We start from the raw sequence: 20216 nt of genomic DNA on the forward strand, positions 1-20216 counted from the left end.
TACTTATTGGTAGACCCATTTTCATGATCAATACATCGCCATTGTTGAACTATGTCTCAAGTCATCATGATATTAAAGCCATTAATCAGTGGCGAACGGATGTAGAAAAGCAATTGCAAGATTCATATGAAAATGGGCAATCTATTCGTGAAGTTATTAAAGCCCGTTCAGATCTAGTTGATGAGGCACTGATCTTTTTATGGAAACATGCTGAACTTGATCAGACTGAATTGGGTCTTTTTGCTGTAGGTGGTTACGGGCGCCGTGAAATGCTGCCCTACTCTGACGTCGATATCATGATTTTGTCAGAACATGAAATCAGTGAGGAAAATGAAAAACGTATCTCTACATTCATTTCCTCTTTATGGGATGTTGGCAATTTCAAGCCCGGCATTAGCGTTCGCACCATTCAAAGTTGTGTTGAGCAGGCTGCTACCGATTTAACCGTTGCAACTACACTCATTGAAGCGCGTTTAATTACAGGTAATACTCAACTTGCGAGATGGCCTCGCCGTATTGTTTCGCAGACGTGGACAGATAAAACCTTTTATGATGCAAAAATGGCAGAACAAGCCAAGCGTTACCACCAACACAATAATACTGAGAGCAATTTAGAACCTGACATTAAAAATGCTCCAGGTGGTATTCGTGATATTAACCAGATTGGTTGGATTGCCAAACGCCACTTCCGTGTAAACCGTATTTATGACTTAGTACATTTAGGCTTTATCTCAGAATTTGAGTTGGGCGTTTTGGAAGAAGCAGAAAGTTTTCTTTGGGAAATTCGTCACCACTTACACCGTTTAGCGAAACGTGACGAAAACCGTTTGCTTTTTGACCATCAAAGAGAAATCGCCGCAAAATTTGGCTATGTTCGTCAAGAAGGTCAACCTGTAAATTACGGCGTTGAGCAGTTCATGAAACGCTACTACCGTACGGCGCAGCAAGTTTCGACACTGAATGAAATGCTACTGGCGTATTTTAGCGAATCGGTGATTACCCCTCGACTCCCCAACTACGAACGCAAAATTGAAGTTGTTAATGATCACTTTAAGATTGTCGATAATAAACTTGCAGTACAGCATCATAAAATATTTGCAGAACATCCAAGTGCGATTTTAGAGTTATTCTATATTTTAGCGAATAGACCAGATATTGAAGGTATTCGCGCTCGTACTTTGCGCTTACTGATTCTTGCAGCGAAAAGAATTAACCAAAGTTACCGTAATAACCCAGAAAACCAAGCATTGTTTATGTCGATTATTCGCTCACCATATCGTCTATACGATACCTTGGTTGCGATGAAGCGTTATGGTGTTTTGGGAAACTATATTCCTGCTTTTGGGCAAATTATGGGTCTTATGCAATATGACCTATTCCATATCTATACAGTCGATGCTCACACATTACTATTGCTGCGCAATTTAAACCGTTTTAGAGAGCCTGAATTTGCCAAAGAATTCCCTGTTGTAAGTTCGGTTTTCCAACGTCTTGCCCGTCAAGATATTGTGTTTATTGCTGCTTTATTCCATGACATCGCAAAAGGTCGTGGTGGTGACCATAGCGAACTCGGTGCCGAAGATGCGATTGAGTTTGGGCGTGCACATGGCTTTACAGAGCGCGAATGCAAATTAATTGCATGGCTGATTCAAAACCATTTGCTCATGTCACTCACTGCTCAGAAAAAAGATATTTCTGATCCAGACGTCGTAAAAGATTTTGCAGAAAAACTTGGCGATATGGAGCATCTCGATTATCTATACACCTTAACGGTTGCCGATATTAATGCGACAAATCCAAAACTTTGGAACACATGGCGTGCATCACTGATGCGTCAGCTTTATACGCATGCCCGTGATGTAATCCGTACTGGTTTAGGCCGTCCTGTTGACTATCAAATGCTGATTGAAGACACCAAATTTGCAGCAAGTGAATTACTGGTAAATAACTTTGCATTGGCTGATGTCGAAAAAGTATGGCAAGAACTTGGTGATGAATACTTCATTAAAGAATCGGCCGATGAAATTGCATGGCACACACAAGCTATTTTAAAACACGGCGATAACCCTGAGCCATTAGTCCTCTTGCGTGCTCACCGTAAAGCAGCTCAAGATGCGGTGCAAATCTTTATCTATACACGTGACCAACCTAACCTGTTTGCCACAACCGTTGCCGTTTTAGACCGAATGAATCTAGACGTTCAGGACGCAAAAATTATTACGGCAAGTACAGCATTTAGCTTAGACACCTATGTTGTACTCGATCGTTTCGGTACATTGCTTACCGACCCAGAACGCGAAGAAACTGTTAAAAATGCATTAGTGAAGGCACTTAGCCAACCAGAACAATACCCGGGACTTATGCAACGCCGTATCCCGCGTCAATTACGTCACTTCGATATTGAAAATACAGTCGACGTTACATTGAATGAAGCTTTACAGCAAAACATGGTCGAAATTTCAACACTTGACCATCCTGGCCTACTTGCACGTGTAGGTGGTTTATTTATGATGCAAGGTTTAGACATCCATTCAGCTCGAATTGCAACTTTAGGTGAACGTGCCGAAGATATTTTCTTTGTCACCAAAAAAGATGGAAAACCACTGAATCACGAAGAGGTTAAACTCTTCTCGGAAAAACTGAAAGCTGCATTAGATGAAGCATCTAATCAAATTTGTCAGCACTGAAACTCAACTACTTGGTAACTGTTTAATGAACTCTAGCTTGTCGTTATTACATCCGTATCCATTTGAAAAGTTAAATCAACTTTTTAAGGATATTACCCCAGCTAACCTTCCCTTGATTCCTCTATCAATTGGCGAACCGAAGCACCCAGCACCAGAGTTTGTTAAACAGGCTATTATTGATAACTTTAACCATCTATCCACTTATCCAAACAGTAAAGGCTTACCTGAGCTTCGCCAAAGTATCGCAGACTGGTTAACTAAGCGCTTCAAACTTAACAGTATTAGCGCTGAAAACCACATTTTGCCAGTGTCTGGTACGCGTGAAGGCATTTTCTCTTTTGTTCAGGCATTAATTAACCGTGAAGATGCACCATATGTGGTAATGCCGAATCCGTTTTATCAAATTTATGAAGGTGCAGCATTACTTGCAGGCGCAAAGCCATACTTCATTAATTGCACAGAAGAAAACGGTTACTTAGGTGATTTTGATGCCGTACCAGCAGAAGTTTGGGAAAAAACAGCCCTTCTTTTTGTATGTACACCGGGGAACCCAACAGGTACTGTGCTTTCTAAAGAACAATTTAAAAAACTGATTGCCTTATCTGATCAATATAATTTTGTTATTGCTTCTGATGAATGCTATTCAGAACTTTGGTTTGACCAAGCCCCTGCAGGTTTATTAGAAGTTTGTGCTGAACTTGGACGTGATGACTACAAAAACTGTATCGTCTTCCATTCACTTTCAAAACGTTCAAACTTACCGGGTATGCGCTCAGGTTTTGTAGCAGGTGATGCTGATTTATTAAAACCATATTTGCAATACCGTACCTATCACGGTGCAGCAATGCCTGTTCAACATCAACTTGCATCAATTACAGCATGGAATGATGAAGATCATGTTGAAGAAAACCGTAAGCAATATCGTGCAAAATTTGACTTATTCCAATCTGAGCTAGGCCATTTGCTTCCATTACAAAAACCTGATGCTGGTTTTTACTATTGGTTAAAAGTGGATAATGATGAAATTTTTGCCAAAATGCTGATGGAAAAAGCACATATTAAAGTCTTACCGGGCCGTTATTTATCTCGTGATACCGAACAAGGTAACCCTGGAGCTAACCATGTACGTATGGCGTTAGTGGCAGATTTAGCTCAATGTGAAGAAGTAGTTAAGCGTTTAAAAGCGATTCTGTAAGCCTCTTCTTAGCAGTTGTACAGCCTTTTACTCAGGTTGTACAACTGGGGGCTATAACACTATTTATATGTAATCAAAAGCACAGCAAAAAGAATAAAAGCTACCGCAGAACAATAATATAAACCTGTTGCAGAGCGCTTAATTTTGACTAAGATTCGTTCATGGGCCAGCAGTTTAACCAATAAGATATTCCAGATTAAAACCACACCGACCATCCATACACTCATAAGCAGTTTTTGAAATAAACTAAATTTATGTTGTATAAGCAGCATTAAGCTACTATAAAACATAATATTTTTTGGATTTAGAAGACTAGACTGCACACCTAACATTAAACTTTTAATTTTGTTTTGCTTAAGGTTGGCTTGATCACTTAAATTATTATCTTCAGTTGAAAAAGATAAAACACTAGATCTGGCTGCCTTAAAGCAAAGAACACTCAAATAAACTAAATAAGCTGCACCAAGCCATTTCAATAATGTAAGAATGCTACTGCTCAAATCTCCAAGCAGCATAAAACCAAACAAACATGCAGCTAAAATTAAAGCATTTCCGAAAGTAATGCCCAAAACAACACCATAGGTATAACCGCGTCCTTTTTGCAGAAGACTAGTGAGAATTAAAAAGAAATCTGGACCCGGAGATAACAATGCTAAGAAATGAGTAAATGCGATAACTAAAAAAACTTCCATAACAGCTTCATCTATAAAACAGTCTGGAAAATCTTAAAAATAGAAGCGAATTATTTCTTGTAAATTATTGCGCGGCTGCAAGTTGGAACTGTCGAGGAGTAACACCCGTATGAGCTTTAAATGCTTTATGAAAATGACTTTGATCACTAAAGCCTAAATTGGCAGCCAGCTCTGCGAGTGAAATTCCTTGTTTAAGGAGTTCTCGAGCTTGGTTAATCTTTAAATTTATTTGAAAGGCATGTGGTGTTAAACCAACATTGGCTTTAAATAGCCGTATGATTGCGTATCTACTCAAACCAACCTGCTGGGCAAGCTCCTCTAAAGAAATAAAATTCTCAGAAGAATTAATCACATCGACCAAATTTAGAAAATCTTTATATAAATACTGAGGTTTTTGTATGTCTTCTAAAATAAAATGAGGCAATAACAAATGTATAAGACAATGAAGAAGCGATTGTTCTTTTTCAAGAATTAACTTTTGCGAATCAAATAGTGTCTCATTCATTTCAGTGAAAGCTTCATATAAAGAGTCGTCCTTTATAATGAGCGGCTTATGCTGAGGTAGATGCAAATCAAAACCTTGCTCTTGAAATTCTGAATATAACTGGCTTAACCAAGCTATATCCAAATGCAGCATTTGGTAACTCCAAGCCTCATTTGGCTTCGGGTTACAAGAATGCTCAATATGTGCGGGCACAATAACTAAAGTACCCGCAGAGATCTCTTGTGCAGTGCCAAAAGAACTTTGAAAAACACTATTCCCTTCATCTATAGCCCCAATAGAAAATGTTGGATGGCTATGAGACTTATAACATGTTCGGCTAAAGCACGACCTTCGAGTTTCAACATATGGTATTCGCCGATCTTGCCAAAACTCGAAAGTTTGAGGAATAGCGTTCATTGAATTGATTAGCCCGCTAATGCTTTTTCAATATCAGCTTCTAATGCTTCTGGTTTGGTTGTAGGTGCATAACGATTCAAAACTGAGCCATCTTTACCAACTAAAAACTTGGTAAAGTTCCATTTAATGCTACTGCTTCCCAAAATTCCTTTTGCTTCACGTGTTAAATATCTAAAAATCACATGAGCTTCAGGCCCTTTTACATCTACTTTGGCAAACATAGGGAACTTCACCCCATAATTTCGCTGGCAGAATGCTCCGATTTCTTTATTATTTCCTGGATCTTGCCCACCAAACTGATTGCAGGGAAAACCTAAAACTTCTAAACCTTGATCTTTATATTTTTCATAAAGTTTTTCGAGACCCGCAAACTGTGGAGTAAAACCACATTTACTGGCAGTATTTACAATTAATAAAACTTTACCTTTGTAATCAGCAAATTGCTTAATATCACCTTCTAACAATTCAGCTTCAAACTGATAAATGTTACTCATGGATAAGTTTCCTCGTCATTTTTTTCTTGTGTTTTAAGTTGTAATGATGCCGAGTTCACACAGTAGCGCAAACCAGTCGGCTGTGGTCCATCTTCAAAAACATGCCCAAGATGAGCTTCGCAATCATGACAAACAATTTCTGTTCTGACCATACCATGCGTTAAATCTTCATGTTCTTCAATGACCGTTCCATTTACTGGACGAAAGAAACTTGGCCAGCCGCAACCGCTATCGTATTTTGCATCTGATGAGAACAATTCCGCGCCGCAACAACGACAAACATAAGTACCATGTTGCTTAGTGTTCCAGTATTGCCCCGTAAAAGCTGGTTCAGTGCCCTTTTGTCGCGTTATCCGATATTCTTCTGGTGATAACTCTCTTTGCCATTCCCGGTCTGTTTTATTAACTTTTCCCATGAGCTGCACCTTTTATTCTGATGTAAACATAAATTGATAATCGTATTTTATATTTACGCCATTCATCAAAAAAACACTAGTCTCTGAACGTAAAATTTGTTGGAATTTAATCATCTAAGTAATAGAAAGCAAAAGGTAAGCAAATTATAAAAACAAAAGTAAGCAGATTTATGTTTTATTTTCTTTCAAGGAAGCAAAGATGGTGCTATTCTTGTTTGGCACGGTTGTATAGGACAAAACATGTCTCAGAAAAAAAGTGTGCTTTTCCAGCAACTATTACCAGTTATCAAACAGTATCAGCAATCGGGCTTTACCCATGAAAAAATTGTTGAATTACTAAAAGATCAACACGATCTGAATTTGGTGACAGTTAAAACATTTAAAAGTTATTTATACCGATATGCAAAAGTGAATCCAGCTATGTCTAAAAATACTGCTACTCTCCAATCCATGCCAACTTCTCGTGAAATTAAGAAATCATCGAAGCTTGAGCATGTTTGCTATGACATTCGCGGACCTGTATTACGAGCCGCCAATGAAATGGAAGAGCAAGGACATAAAATCATTAAGCTAAATATCGGCAACCCTGCTCCATTTGGTTTTGAAGCACCACAAGAAATTATTAATGACGTTGCTTTAAACCTGCCAAATGCAATTGGCTATGTTGATTCGAAAGGTATCTTTCCAGCACGTAAAGCGATCTGCCAATATTACCAGCAAAAAGGCATCCTAAATATGCACGTGAATGACGTGTATATTGGTAACGGTGTGTCTGAACTTATTGTAATGGCTATGCAAGGTCTACTTGACGATGGCGATGAAATGCTCATTCCAATGCCGGACTATCCGCTTTGGACAGCAGCCGTTAACCTTTCAGGTGGTACAGCCATTCACTATAAATGTGATGAAGAAAACAGTTGGTATCCAGATATTGCCGATATTGAAAGTAAAATTACTTCAAATACGCGCGGTATTGTGATCATTAACCCGAACAATCCAACTGGTTCGGTATATCCACGCCATGTGCTTGAACAAATTGTGGCACTTGCCAAGAAATACGACCTCATTCTATTTGCTGACGAAATTTACGACAAAATTGTTTATGACGGAATTGAGCACGTTTCAGTTGCCTCTTTAGCCGGCGACCAACTATGTATTTCGTTCAATGGTTTATCAAAAGCTTATCGTATTGCAGGTTTCCGTTCAGGTTGGATGGCAATCACAGGCGATAGAAGTCGTGCATTAGATTATATTGAAGGCCTAGACATGTTGGCTTCTATGCGTTTATGTGCAAACGTACAAGCTCAATATGCAATTCAAACTGCACTTGGAGGCTATCAATCTATTAATGACTTAATCCGCCCTGGTGGTCGTTTATATGAACAGCGCAATATTGCATGGGAAATGTTAAATGAGATTCCTGGGGTAAGCTGCGTTAAACCAGAAGGTGCAATGTATTGTTTCCCACGACTTGATCCTAATATTTATCCAATCGAAGATGATGAAAAGTTAATGTTAGATTTACTTCGTGCAGAAAAAGTACTTTTGGTACAAGGAACGGGATTTAACTGGCCAACACCAGATCACTTCCGAGTTGTTTTCTTACCTGCAGAAAATGAATTACGCGAAGCAATTGGTCGTTTAGGTCGTTTCTTAGCAAATCGCCGTTAAAAATTGCATAATAAAAAAGGCATCTTAAATTAGATGCCTTTTTTGTTTTTTATATCATCTATATATGCATTTAAAATTTATTCACTTCTATTTAAAAAATTAATAAATTAAATTAATATATTGATTAATATATATTTTTAATAAATTTAATTTACCACCCTCGCTCCCTAAAAAGAAACCTAGATTTTTTACCATTCGATTAAATTATTATATTTTTCCTCTATTTGATTTTTAGCTATTATGCAAAAAATGCATGAGTTGATATTTTTTTGCATTTCACACTGCTTCAAAATCGAGCAACAATCCCTTTCCATAACAACATCACCATATTCGATTCGGTTAATACTGATGCAGATTTAGGAAGATGAAATCAGTTAAAGGATCGAACTGAAGTTACAAGGAAAGCTTTTCAATCATCTCTAGCCCATCTAAAAGATGATTGAACCCAAAGGATAGAGGTTCCTATGAAGCAAAAGAAATTGCTCAAGTATATTGTGGTTGCTATTTTATTAGGCGTATTGACAGGTTGGATTTGTCACCACTTCTTTAACGAAGGTGAGCAACTGAAGCAAATCGCTTCTTATTTTAATATTGTCACAGATATCTTTTTACGTCTCATCAAAATGATTATTGCACCATTGGTATTTGCCACAATTGTGTCTGGCATTGTATCTATGGGTAAATCAACTTCTATTGGTAGTATCACGCTTAAGTCAATGACTTGGTTTATTACTGCTTCGTTTGTATCGCTTGCAATCGGTATGGGCTTAGTCAACTTTTTCCAGCCTGGCGCAGCATTAAATTTAGTATTACCAACAGCTCAAGAACTCAGTAGCGCCACTCTCCCAGCGACTACTGGCTTTACACTACAGTCATTCTTAAGCCATGTATTCCCGCGCAGTATTGCAGAAGCCATGGCGAATAATGATATTTTACAAGTGCTTGTATTTGCTATTTTCTTTGGTTCAGCACTTGCTTATGTCAATCAGGGTAAAGAAAAAGACTCCGTTATTATTCGTCTAACGGATGAACTCAGTAAAATCATGTTCCGTATTACTGATTACGTCATGAAATTTGCACCTGTAGCAGTGTTTGCAGCGATTGCATCTGCAATTACTGTACAAGGCCTAGGCTTAATTGTTGACTACGGTATTTTAATTGCAGAGTTCTACTTCGGTCTTTTATTACTTTGGATCATTTTGTTCTCTGTTGGTGCAATCGTACTTAAAAAAGATATCTTCCGTTTAGGTAAGTTAATTCGTGAACCTGTAACACTTGCTTTTGCTACAGCTTCGAGCGAATCGGCTTATCCTAAAGTTATGGATGCCCTGAATAAGTTCGGTGTGCCTAAAAAAGTGACCAGTTTCGTTTTACCTTTGGGTTATTCATTTAACCTAGATGGTTCAATGATGTACACCACATTTGCAGTACTCTTTATTGCTCAGGCTTACCATATTGATTTGAGCTTCACCCAACAAATCTTAATTTTGTTAACTCTTATGGTGACAAGTAAAGGTATTGCAGGTGTTTCGAGAGCTTCTATTGTGGTGATTTCAGCAACCCTGACGATGTTCCATTTACCTGAAGCTGGCATTTTATTATTGCTCGGAATTGACCAATTCCTAGATATGGGTCGCACCGCTACAAATGTGGTGGGTAATAGTATTGCTACCGCAGTCGTCGCAAAACTTGAAGGTGACAAAGTTGCTGATATTGAAGAGTCACCTGAACCTGTATTAATTAAAACAACACAAGAACAAACGATCGCTTAAGTTTCTCTTTTCTCCCACTCTCCCAACTAAAGAGCAATTTTATATGACCAATAAAATTGCTCTTTTTTTTATTCTAAATTAAACAATCAAAATTTACGGACATTTTTATATTAAATAATAGTCTCAAAAATAGATTTTAACTCCTATTAAATTTCACAAATCCAAACCTTAAAAAAAGAATAAAAACCAAACAATCAAAATTTATATTTTTAAAAATATAGATCAAATGCTTACTTTTTAATTCAATTTATTTCTTATTATTTATATTAAATAACTGAAATTATTATTGAGTTTAACTATATGAATTTTAATATTATTTATAATTTCAACTATAACATTAAAAATCAACAATATAAAATTATCACATGGTAAATAAAACTTCAAAACCACCTATTATTTTCTATTTTTATAATAATAAAAAAGTCATTTGCAATCTTTATATAAAAAAGTAAAAAAGAGAGATAAATTAGAAAACCTTAATAGATTTTTTATTTTTTTCATGATATTTATTAGCGCTGAATAAGAGCAATGACTAAATGATTGTTGTCGAAACAAAATGATATTCAGGGATGCTTCTTATTCAGACAAGTTGCGAATATGTTTTATATGGTATGTATTTTGCTTAGGAAAAGCAGGCGTATTCAGCAAACTTCTACTTCGTCACTTCATAAGGATATTTTCGATGTTGACTAAAACTGTTAAATCTTTCGGTTTAGCTATGGGCTTATTGGCCTGCTCTCTCCCACTTTACGCAAAAAACAATGTTGTTGTCGTTGCTACTGGCGGTACAATCGCTGGTGCTGGCGCAAGCTCAGCAAATAGTGCAACTTACACAGCAGCAAAAGTTCCAGTTGATGCTTTAATCAATGCAGTGCCACAAATCAAAGATTTGGCAAATGTAAGCGGTATTCAAGCATTACAGGTTGCTTCTGAAAGTATTACTGACAAGGAATTATTACAAATTGCTCGTCAAGTAAACGACCTTGTTAAGAAGCCATCTGTGAATGGTGTCGTAATTACTCATGGTACAGACACTTTAGAAGAAACAGCATTTTTCTTAAATCTTGTTGTTCATACTGACAAACCAATTGTTGTTGTTGGTTCAATGCGTCCTTCAACTGCACTGTCAGCAGATGGACCACTTAACCTTTATAGCGCAGTTGCTTTAGCAGCTTCTGATGAAGCAAAAAATAAAGGCGTTATGGTTCTCATGAACGACTCTATTTTTGCTGCACGTGATGTAACTAAAGGCATTAACATTCATACAAATGCTTTTGTTAGCCAATGGGGTGCTTTAGGTACATTAGTTGAAGGTAAACCATACTGGTTCAGACAGTCTGTTAAACGTTTTGCAAATGCTTCAGAATTTAATATTGAAAATATTAAAGGTGATGCACTTCCACTCGTACAAATCGTTTACGGTTCAGACTCTATGCTTCCTGATGCTTATGAAGCATATGCAAAAGCTGGCGCTAAAGCGATTATCCATGCGGGTACAGGTAACGGTTCTGTTGCGAACTATATCGTTCCAACTTTACAAAAACTTCATGATAAAGACGGTATTCAAATTATCCGTTCATCACGTGTACCACAAGGTTTCGTATTACGTAATGCTGAACAACCTGACGATAAATATGGTTGGGTAGCTGCTCATGACTTAAACCCACAAAAAGCACGTCTTCTTGCAGCTTTAGCTCTTACTAAGACGAATGATGCTAAAGAAATTCAACGCATGTTCTGGCAGTACTAAGTTTTTCAACCAGCCCAAATCAGTTTGGGCTGGTTCTTTTCTCCTTAATTCTCTCCTTGAAAATACGCACCATCTTTGGTCAATCCTCCACTTTCGTGTTCTCAACATTCTGTTTAAATACTAAAATCCATAACAGTTGCCAAAATATTAAGCATTTCGTTTGAACTTTGCGTGTTAAACTATGCTTCGGTCGCATTAAGGATTGGTTTATGCAGTTTGTTCATCTCGGTATTTACACAGAATTTTCGATTACAGAGTCGATTGTTCGCATACCCGACTTGGTCAAGGCTGCTGTAAAGGATGAAATGCCTGCGCTGGCACTTACCGACTTATCCAACCTGCATGCTGCTGTAAAGTTTTATAACTCTTGTCTAAAAAAAGGTATTAAACCTATTTTAGGTAGCACCATCCGTCTTAACGATGCCCAGCATCGTGCAACGTTACTTGCAATGAGTGAGGTTGGATGGAAAGGTATGACTGAAATTGTTTCGCGTGGCTTCATTGAAGGTCAGCAACTCAGTATCCCTTGCGTACAAAAAGAATGGGTTCTAGAACAACACCAAGATATTATTGTTTTACTAGGTCAGCACAGCGATGTTGGGCAAATGCTTTGCTCATCTAACCCACAAAAAGCTGAACCTTTACTCGAAGAGTGGATCGAGAAGTTTGGTGATCGTGTTTATCTTGCTTTAACACGTACTGATCGTCCGGGCGAAGAAGACTTTATTCAAGAAGCTGCCAAACTTGCAGCTAAATACAAAATTGGCGTAGTTGCACATAACGATGTGCACTTTGTTGAAAAAGAAGACTTCGAAGCACATGAAGCCCGTGTATGTATTGCTGATGGTTATGTTTTAGCAGATGACCGACGTCCACGTTTATATAGCCCGGAACAGCATTTCAAAACCTCAGATGAAATGATCGAGCTGTTTTCAGACATCCCGAGTGCTATTGAAAACACCTATCATATTGCTAAACGCTGTAATGTCAGCTTAAAACTCGGCACTTACTTCTTACCTGAGTACCCAATTCCTGATGGTTTTACCATCGACAGCTATTTTGAGCACTTATCAAAAGAAGGTTTGGAAGAGCGTTTAAACTATCTTTACCCAGTTGAAAAACGTGGTGAAGACTGGCCAGAAATTCGTAAGCCATATGATGAGCGAATTGATTATGAAGTCGGAATCATTCTTAAAATGGGATTCCCCGGCTACTTCCTTATCGTCATGGACTTCATTCAATGGGCAAAAAATAATGGCGTCCCTGTAGGACCAGGCCGTGGTTCTGGTGCTGGTTCATTGGTTGCATATAGCTTAAAAATTACCGACCTTGACCCACTTCGTTATGACCTACTCTTCGAACGTTTCTTAAACCCAGAACGTGTATCGATGCCCGACTTTGACGTCGATTTCTGTATCGCAGGTCGTGACCGTGTTATTGACTATGTATCACGTACTTATGGCCGTGAAGCGGTTTCCCAGATTGCTACGTTCGGTACCATGGCTGCAAAAGGTGCAATTCGTGACGTTGCCCGTGTTTTAGGTAAATCTTATGGTCTAGCTGACCGTATTTCAAAAATGGTTCCAACCAAACCACTCGGTGTAGATTTGGCAACTGCGATTGAGATGGAACCTCAGCTTAAAGATATCGTAACTAACCCTTCAAACCCAGATAATGATGATGCCAGCGAAATTTGGGAAATGGCATTAAAGTTAGAGGGTATTACCCGAAATACTGGTAAACATGCCGGTGGTGTTGTTATTGCACCCGGTAAAATTACCGATTTCTCTGCGGTACTTTGTGACGCCGACGGTACTAACCGTGTAGCTCAATACGATAAAGATGACGTAGAAGCTGCAGGTCTCGTAAAATTCGACTTTTTGGGCTTACGTAACTTAACGGTTATTGAAGACGCGATTCAAAATATTAATAAAAATCGTGGCAATGACCCATTAAACATTTCTCACGTCCCTCTTGACGATCCTAAAGCTTATTCTGTCTTTGCCGATGCAAATACAACCGCGGTATTCCAGTTTGAATCCGTCGGTATGAAACGAATGCTGAAAGAAGCACGTCCAAGTAAATTCGAAGAAATTATTGCGTTCGTGTCTTTGTATCGTCCGGGCCCGATGGACCTAATTCCTGACTTTATTCACCGTATGCATGGTGGAGATTTTGAATATCTTCATCCTTTGCTTGAAGGCGTATTAGAGCCAACCTACGGGATTATGGTTTACCAAGAACAGGTAATGCAAACTGCACAGATTTGTGCGGGTTATACGCTCGGCGGCGCTGACTTACTTCGCCGTGCAATGGGTAAAAAGAAACCTGAAGAAATGGTGAAACAACGCCAAATCTTCCTGGAAGGTGCTGGACAAAAAGGCATTGACGAAAGCACAGCCAACCATATCTTCGACTATATGGAAAAGTTCGCAGGCTATGGTTTCAACAAATCTCACGCAGCTGCTTATGCCCTTGTTGCATACCATACGGCATGGTTAAAAGCTCATTATCCTGCCGAATTTATGGCAGCGGTAATGTCATCGGAAATGCAGAATACTGACAGTGTCGTATTTTTGATTGATGACTGTCGAAATAACGGACTCGAGGTCTTACCTCCATCGGTTAACATGTCGACTTATCATTTCCATGCCAGTGATGATAAAACCATTGTTTATGGTTTAGGTGCAATTAAAGGTGTTGGTGAACAGGCAATGCAGTCTGTTATTGACTCACGTCGTCAACAAGGTCCTTATACCGACCTATTCGACTTCTGCCACCGTATTGATTTGAAGAAAATCAATAAACGAACTTTAGAGGCACTTATCCGTGCTGGTGCGTTAGACTGTTTAGGTATTGAACGTTCTAGTTTAATGGCTCAATTGCCAGAAGCCGTACAAGCTGCTGAACAAGCCCGCAGTAACCGTGAAAGCGGCATTATGGACTTATTTGGTGAAGTTGAAGAAGTTCAACGTAAACCCGCTAAGCCAGTTAAGCCGTGGAGCGATGAAGTTCGTCTTAAGGGTGAAAAAGACACTCTTGGTTTGTATTTAACAGGTCACCCTATTGATGTTTACCGTCAAGAACTCAAAGCCTTTATTCCTGCAAAACTTAATGAAATTACAGCAACTCGACGTGGCGTAACGACTGTTTATGCAGGTCTTGTTCTTGATGTAGCCAACTTCCCAAACCGTGTTGTTATCGTACTTGACGATGGAACAGCACGTATTGAAGTCAGCTGTAACCATGAGCGCTTCCAACGCTTTAAAGATATCATTCAAGTTGAACGTGTAGTCGTCTTTGAAGGCGAAATTTATGAGCGTGAAGGCTTTGATCGTCCGATGGGGCGATTAAACAAAGCATTTAACTTAAATGAAATCAGACAAAAACGTGCCAACAGTATTCAAATCAAATTAACCCATGATTTAATGCAACCAAGTTTGGCTAAAGATCTACAAAATATATTATTGCCTTATTGTAACGTCGATATGCATCAGCATATTGCAATACAACTACAGATTGACCAACCATATGCTCAAGCTGAACTTCAGCTTGGTCCGCAATGGAAAGTCGCTCCTTTAGATGAACTTCTTGCCAAACTGAGAGATTACTTTGGTAAAGATAATATTCATATTGAATATCAGGTAAAATCTAAGGCAGCTAAAGCAGCAGAACCTGTTCGTCCACAACCTGTTGCCTCACCTCCTGTGGACATGACTATTGATGATGCGTTGGATTCATACCAAAGCGAAGTTTCTCAATATTCGTAATTTCTGGAAATCTTATGAGTTTGTTTGACGACACCGCCGTGTCAAAACAATTAGCACAAGTGCGTATTGTGATGGTCAATACCACTTTGCCTGCTAATATTGGCAGTGCTTTACGCGCAATGAAAACAATGGGCTTGAGTAAATTGGTTCTGGTTTCACCAAAGACCTATCCACATCCAGATATTCAGGCGCTTGCTGCTGGTGCACAAGATTTATTAGAACAAGTTGAAATTGTTGAAACACTCGAAGACGCGATTAAAGATTGCCATTTAGTTTTTGGAACGAGTGCGCGTAGCCGTACTATTCCATGGCCTTTGCTCGATGTGCGCCCTGCTTCCAAAGAAGCAATTAAGGCAGCTTCACAAGGTCAACAGATTGCGATCGTTTTCGGACGTGAAGACCGGGGCTTAACCAACGAAGAATTAGCTTTAGCAAACTATCACCTTACTATTCCTGTAAACTCGGACTATGGTGTACTTAACGTTGCTCAAGCAATTCAAGTCGTATGTTACGAACTTCGTATGTCGGTATTAGAGCAAAAAGGGTCTGTTTCTGATGATGGACAAATGCCACTTGCCCAAGGTCAAAGCATGCAATGGGATGAGCCTTTAGTCACTCAGCAACAAATGGAAGAGTTTTATCCTCATTTGGAAAAAATGCTGACCGAAATTGAATTTTTAGATCCAGAAAATCCACGTTTATTACCTTTACGCTTGCGTCGTTTATTTGGTCGTATACAATTAGATCGTATGGAATATCATTTACTTCGCGGTATTTTTAGTCGAGTTCAAGCTCTGACCAGCGGCAAATGGAAAAAAGCATCATCGGACAAGGAGGATTAATCCAATGCTTAAACAGCTTAAAGAAGATATACAGGCTGTATTCGCGCGAGATCCTGCTGCACGAAATACATTTGAAGTACTCACCACTTATCCTGGTATTCATGCCTTGCTCTTGCACAGACTTGCACATGAGCTTTGGAAAAAAGATTGCAAAGGGACTGCCCGCTTTGTTTCATCATTTAGCCGTTTTGCAACGGGTATTGAAATCCATCCTGGTGCCAAAATTGGTAAACGCTTCTTTATCGATCATGGTATGGGTGTTGTGATTGGTGAAACCGCTGAAATTGGTGACGATGTAACGCTTTATCATGGTGTTACCTTAGGTGGTACCACATGGAAAACTGGCAAACGCCATCCAACGCTAGAAGATGGTGTGGTTGTAGGAGCTGGTGCAAAAATCTTAGGCCCATTTACAGTAGGTAAAGGTGCTAAAGTTGGTTCAAATGCTGTGGTGACAAAAGCGGTTCCTGCTGGTGTAACAGCAGTTGGAAACCCTGCTCGCTATATTTATAAAGATGCCGACAAAACTAAAGATAAAGATGAAGAACGTCGCCGTGATTATGCACAGAGTATTGGTTTTGCTCCGTATGCGACTACTGCTGATCAATCTGACCCAATTTTAGAAGGAATGCGAGTTTTACTTGACCGTATTCAACATAATGAAACACGTATGAATAGTTTGTGCCAACGCTTATCTGAACTTGACCCAACTTTCAAAAAAGAAAGCCAAGATGAACAGCCTTTTAGTGATGAAGAGCTAAAAATTCTTGAAGAAGTTCGTCGTGAATGCGGTGCACAAAACAAGACATCAAAAACGTAATATTCTTGATTCATAATGTAACACGCTTACCCTTGCAAGTGGGTTTAGCTTTTCCTAGACTTAGCTGTACCAAATCTGACTTTACTAAAATGAACGGAAGATCCTATGAATTTTAAGCCATTGGCGTATTTAATCCTTGCAACTTCTAGTTTAACAGCGTGTACAATGGCACCTGTAAAAGAACAAAAAATTGAACCTTTTGTTTTCAAGGAACCAGAGCTTACTCCTCCATTTTATGCGTTAAATCCATTTAATTATGATGCTCCACCTGCGTTTGAAGTCGCTTTAAAAGAAGCTGCAGCACAGCCTGTAACTAAAATGGTGGTAACTCGTCAGGACGATCCAACTAAATCACTTACATTAGATACAAATAAATTAATTGTACCTACTATCAATAATTCACAACGTTCAATGAAATACGCAGTTTTAGCGGGCGATAATGAAATTGATGTGACTGAAATTGATGACTTCTTACAACTTGTTGAAGGTAAAGCTCGTCACTACCCGCCTCGCTTTACTGACCGTCAAGAACGTAAAGGTTTTGAAAGCAAACTTAAAGAAGTCACTCAGCGCTTAGATACATTAGCTGCTAATCCAAATGCGTCATTTGATATTCTTATTCGTGCTTTTAAAGCAAGCGTACTTGCCCGTAACCTTGATTTAGGTACTGCGCATACAACTAGATCTTTAGAATATGCTCAAAGACTTTTAAAAATTAACCCAGACGATGCAGAAGCGAATTTCTGGTTTGGTTTTGGTTTGTCTGAAGGTGGTGGTCAACGTGAAGCTATTCCATACTTAGACAAAGCCATTAAAGGCAATGTTCAAGAAGCATATTTAGCCGCTGCAAATAACTATATTGCAATGGAACAAAAGAAAAATGCGATTCAGACTTTGAAAAATTACAAGGTTAAATACCCTGACGAAGCTGAAGTTGCAGATCGTTTAATTCAAGAAATTGAAAAACAAGGTCGTTGGAATGTATGGCAAGTATTAACAAACCCTGCTATGGCACCAGCTACCCCAACTGCACCTGCAAAGAAGTAAGAATGTAAGCTTATTAAAAAGGGCTGATTTGACAGCCCTTTTTTTATATTTGATCAATTGAAAAATACTTTAAAATTTGTATGATCAGCATATTACTGATCCACATATTTGACCATAATGTTTGTTAGAAAAAGAAACTCAGCGCTCTTCACGGTCATACTCCTCGGTTCAATTCTGAGCGGATGTCAGGTGGTCAATGTTAAGCAACAAGCTCTCAACGTTACTATTGCAAATGAACGTAATAGTATTCTTACCCAAGATAAACTGAGTGAAGCAAGTCTTAACGTTTTGTCTATGTCAGGACAAGAGGCCAAAACCTGTACAGACTCCCCTGACACCTGTGTTAATCAGCTTAAAAGTCTTCCCCAAATTTTAGACGAACAGCTTTTATCTGCTGCGAGCGAAATGTATCTGGCAAAAGCGATGGCTTTATCAGATTCTTCCGAGTGTAAAATTAGTCGATTCACTAAACACAAAGCGGCTGATGAACAAAAAGCGATTCAGAATAAATATGACGATTGCTTAGACCAGCAATTGAACTTACTCGACAAGAGCATCCGTTATAGTTATGCCTATTTGTTCTCAACAAAACGTCAGCCGACCGACCGTATTTTTGATAACAGACAAGTTCAAATACGCGACTTTTATAATCAAGCCATTGCCAAAATGGTGAGTGTTTATGATTTAAGATACCCGAAAAAAAATGTGGTAGAGCCACAAATCCATATTGGTAAGAGTGTTTATTCAATAGACTTTGAGTTTCATAGACAATTAACTGGCCAAAAGTTAGAGAAATTAATTTCGAGCTATAACTTAAATTTCTCTGGTTTAAGAACAATCAACCGTCGTGATGGTTTCGGTTCTGAATTTGTGGCTGTTTTTCCGAGTTCAGGAAAAGAAGACATTAATGAATATATTTTAGATCCACTCAATTACAGTTATAAAAATGGTGTGAATCCTAATATTCACCATGCCCGTTATTTAGCAGCAACGATTGTGGCTGAGCCTAAAAATGCTAAAACTGTTCAAGACATTCTAAATAACCCAGAATTTGTAATTCGAGTTTATGACCCTTATCGCACCGACAATATTAATGTAGCAGGCAAGCAATATCCGCTAGCTGCGAACTTCTCTGCACCTTATGGTTTATGGCTAGCTGAAAATAACTTAGGTGTAGCGGCTTATTTAAGCCTGATTGATCGTGATCAGCATTTAACTATGCCGCACCTCTATATGCTTGAACCTTATAATCCCAACAAAAAAATTATTGTGTTGGTACATGGTTTGGCAAGTAGCCCCGAGGCATGGATTGCTCTCACCAACGATGTTATGGGCGATACTGTTTTAAGAGATAACTATCAGGTTTGGCAAGTTTTCTACTCGACCAACATGCCAATTTTGGAAAGTCGCTTCCAAATTTATGCACTGCTTAAACAAGCGTTTGGTTCGCTAAACCCAAGTGACCCTGCTGCACATGATGCTGTTCTTGTAGGTCATAGTATGGGCGGTATTATTAGCCGTTTACTGGTCAGTGATGGTGATATTACCAAACCTGCCTTAAAACTGATGACTGTACGTCAACAGAACCGTTTCAAGAAACATCCTATGGTAACTGAGCGATTGCAAATGCATTCAATTGCTAACTTTGATCGTGCAATTTTCTTGGCATCGCCTCACAGAGGTACAGATTATGCAGATCGTTGGTTTACGTTAGCTGCACGTAAAATTATTCGTTTACCGGGTGCATTTTTATCGGCTGTTGCCACTTCACTCACCACTGAAAATTTAGATGTTAAAGATTTCTTGAATAACATTGATAATGGTCTAATTCAAAATGGACCAAGTGACTTAAGCCATCAATCTAAATTTATGGAACTTACAGAAAATATTAATCCGCACCAAGGGTTAGTCTTCCACTCTATTATGGGTAACATTACCAAAAGTGATGATCCAAATGTGATTACTGATGGTATTGTTCCCTATAAGAGCGCTCACCTAGAAGGCGCAAAATCTGAGAAAGTTCTTCCGGGTGGTCATTCAATTCAGCTCACACCACAAGCGGTATTAGAGCTACGTCGTATTTTACGAGAGCATTTAGTCGAACACGGTTTATATAAACCATAAAAAATAAAAAGAGCCAAAGGATATCCTTTGGCTCT

Annotated in this window: 14 protein-coding genes; 10 read left to right on the plus strand and 4 right to left on the minus strand. The window is 38.7% G+C overall.

The genetic code is table 11. From position 1 onward, the window contains the following. The first annotated feature begins 23 nt into the window (after positions 1 to 23). Positions 24 to 2687 (plus strand): [protein-PII] uridylyltransferase, encoded by a 2664-nt coding sequence (gene glnD / locus ACH63V_RS04075; RefSeq protein ID WP_396462821.1) that lies wholly within the window; start codon positions 24 to 26, stop codon positions 2685 to 2687. A 25-nt stretch (positions 2688 to 2712) separates the two neighbouring features. Continuing rightward, on the plus strand, positions 2713 to 3882 hold the full coding sequence (gene dapC, locus ACH63V_RS04080) for a succinyldiaminopimelate transaminase (RefSeq protein ID WP_396462862.1): 1170 nt from the start codon (positions 2713 to 2715) through the stop codon (positions 3880 to 3882). A gap of 59 nt (positions 3883 to 3941) precedes the next feature. On the opposite strand, the gene ACH63V_RS04085 is transcribed toward dapC, so the two are convergent. The 4 genes from ACH63V_RS04085 to msrB form a co-directional block, all read right to left on the minus strand. Continuing rightward, positions 3942 to 4574, minus strand: a complete 633-nt coding sequence (locus tag ACH63V_RS04085; protein ID WP_396462822.1) for a LysE family translocator — start codon at positions 4572 to 4574, stop codon at positions 3942 to 3944. Positions 4575 to 4638: 64 nt separating this feature from the next. Further along, positions 4639 to 5484: an AraC family transcriptional regulator gene (locus ACH63V_RS04090; protein WP_396462863.1), complete on the minus strand. Its 846-nt coding sequence runs from the start codon at positions 5482 to 5484 to the stop codon at positions 4639 to 4641. Continuing rightward, positions 5484 to 5969, minus strand: coding sequence for a glutathione peroxidase (locus ACH63V_RS04095; RefSeq protein WP_002050111.1), 486 nt, complete (start codon positions 5967 to 5969; stop codon positions 5484 to 5486). Before ACH63V_RS04095 ends, ACH63V_RS04090 begins: the two co-directional genes overlap by 1 nt. Next, complete coding sequence (gene msrB / locus ACH63V_RS04100; protein ID WP_004702186.1) at positions 5966 to 6385, minus strand: peptide-methionine (R)-S-oxide reductase MsrB; 420 nt, start codon at positions 6383 to 6385, stop codon at positions 5966 to 5968. The genes ACH63V_RS04095 and msrB overlap by 4 nt, the downstream gene beginning before the upstream one ends. A gap of 240 nt (positions 6386 to 6625) precedes the next feature. Between msrB and ACH63V_RS04105 the strand changes: the two genes are divergently transcribed. The 8 genes from ACH63V_RS04105 to ACH63V_RS04140 all read left to right on the plus strand — a co-directional run bounded on the left by ACH63V_RS04105 (position 6626) and on the right by ACH63V_RS04140 (position 20181). Continuing rightward, positions 6626 to 8056 carry a pyridoxal phosphate-dependent aminotransferase gene (locus ACH63V_RS04105; protein ID WP_263613522.1) on the plus strand — a complete coding sequence of 477 codons (1431 nt, stop codon included), beginning with the start codon at positions 6626 to 6628 and terminating at the stop codon, positions 8054 to 8056. A 464-nt stretch (positions 8057 to 8520) separates the two neighbouring features. Further along, positions 8521 to 9828, plus strand: a complete 1308-nt coding sequence (locus tag ACH63V_RS04110; RefSeq protein WP_263613521.1) for a dicarboxylate/amino acid:cation symporter — start codon at positions 8521 to 8523, stop codon at positions 9826 to 9828. Positions 9829 to 10510: 682 nt separating this feature from the next. Continuing rightward, on the plus strand, positions 10511 to 11578 hold the full coding sequence (locus ACH63V_RS04115; protein WP_022574713.1) for a type II asparaginase: 1068 nt from the start codon (positions 10511 to 10513) through the stop codon (positions 11576 to 11578). A 209-nt stretch (positions 11579 to 11787) separates the two neighbouring features. Continuing rightward, positions 11788 to 15348, plus strand: coding sequence for a DNA polymerase III subunit alpha (gene dnaE / locus ACH63V_RS04120; protein WP_311087800.1), 3561 nt, complete (start codon positions 11788 to 11790; stop codon positions 15346 to 15348). Between the two features lie 14 nt (positions 15349 to 15362). Continuing rightward, positions 15363 to 16190: an RNA methyltransferase gene (locus tag ACH63V_RS04125; protein ID WP_396462823.1), complete on the plus strand. Its 828-nt coding sequence runs from the start codon at positions 15363 to 15365 to the stop codon at positions 16188 to 16190. A gap of 4 nt (positions 16191 to 16194) precedes the next feature. After that, complete coding sequence (gene cysE / locus ACH63V_RS04130; protein ID WP_311071465.1) at positions 16195 to 17010, plus strand: serine O-acetyltransferase; 816 nt, start codon at positions 16195 to 16197, stop codon at positions 17008 to 17010. Positions 17011 to 17115: 105 nt separating this feature from the next. Beyond that, positions 17116 to 18057, plus strand: coding sequence for an ABUW_2363 family tetratricopeptide repeat lipoprotein (locus ACH63V_RS04135; protein ID WP_263613517.1), 942 nt, complete (start codon positions 17116 to 17118; stop codon positions 18055 to 18057). Between the two features lie 117 nt (positions 18058 to 18174). Beyond that, positions 18175 to 20181 carry an esterase/lipase family protein gene (locus ACH63V_RS04140; protein ID WP_396462824.1) on the plus strand — a complete coding sequence of 669 codons (2007 nt, stop codon included), beginning with the start codon at positions 18175 to 18177 and terminating at the stop codon, positions 20179 to 20181. Positions 20182 to 20216 lie beyond the last annotated feature (35 nt).

It is taken from the genome of Acinetobacter sp. ABJ-A23_2 (assembly GCF_044538765.1).
Classification (GTDB): Bacteria; Pseudomonadota; Gammaproteobacteria; order Pseudomonadales; family Moraxellaceae; genus Acinetobacter; species Acinetobacter nosocomialis_A.

Excerpts from the sequence above, each read along its gene's own strand:
- glnD (WP_396462821.1), top strand. The coding sequence starts at position 24 with ATGATCAATACATCGCCATTGTTGAACTATGTCTCAAGTCATCATGAT.
- dapC (WP_396462862.1), top strand. The coding sequence starts at position 2,713 with ATGAACTCTAGCTTGTCGTTATTACATCCGTATCCATTTGAAAAGTTA.
- ACH63V_RS04085 (WP_396462822.1), bottom strand. The coding sequence starts at position 4,574 with ATGGAAGTTTTTTTAGTTATCGCATTTACTCATTTCTTAGCATTGTTA.
- ACH63V_RS04095 (WP_002050111.1), bottom strand. The coding sequence starts at position 5,969 with ATGAGTAACATTTATCAGTTTGAAGCTGAATTGTTAGAAGGTGATATT.
- msrB (WP_004702186.1), bottom strand. The coding sequence starts at position 6,385 with ATGGGAAAAGTTAATAAAACAGACCGGGAATGGCAAAGAGAGTTATCA.
- ACH63V_RS04105 (WP_263613522.1), top strand. The coding sequence starts at position 6,626 with ATGTCTCAGAAAAAAAGTGTGCTTTTCCAGCAACTATTACCAGTTATC.
- ACH63V_RS04110 (WP_263613521.1), top strand. The coding sequence starts at position 8,521 with ATGAAGCAAAAGAAATTGCTCAAGTATATTGTGGTTGCTATTTTATTA.
- ACH63V_RS04115 (WP_022574713.1), top strand. The coding sequence starts at position 10,511 with ATGTTGACTAAAACTGTTAAATCTTTCGGTTTAGCTATGGGCTTATTG.
- dnaE (WP_311087800.1), top strand. The coding sequence starts at position 11,788 with ATGCAGTTTGTTCATCTCGGTATTTACACAGAATTTTCGATTACAGAG.
- ACH63V_RS04125 (WP_396462823.1), top strand. The coding sequence starts at position 15,363 with ATGAGTTTGTTTGACGACACCGCCGTGTCAAAACAATTAGCACAAGTG.
- cysE (WP_311071465.1), top strand. The coding sequence starts at position 16,195 with ATGCTTAAACAGCTTAAAGAAGATATACAGGCTGTATTCGCGCGAGAT.
- ACH63V_RS04135 (WP_263613517.1), top strand. The coding sequence starts at position 17,116 with ATGAATTTTAAGCCATTGGCGTATTTAATCCTTGCAACTTCTAGTTTA.
- ACH63V_RS04140 (WP_396462824.1), top strand. The coding sequence starts at position 18,175 with ATGTTTGTTAGAAAAAGAAACTCAGCGCTCTTCACGGTCATACTCCTC.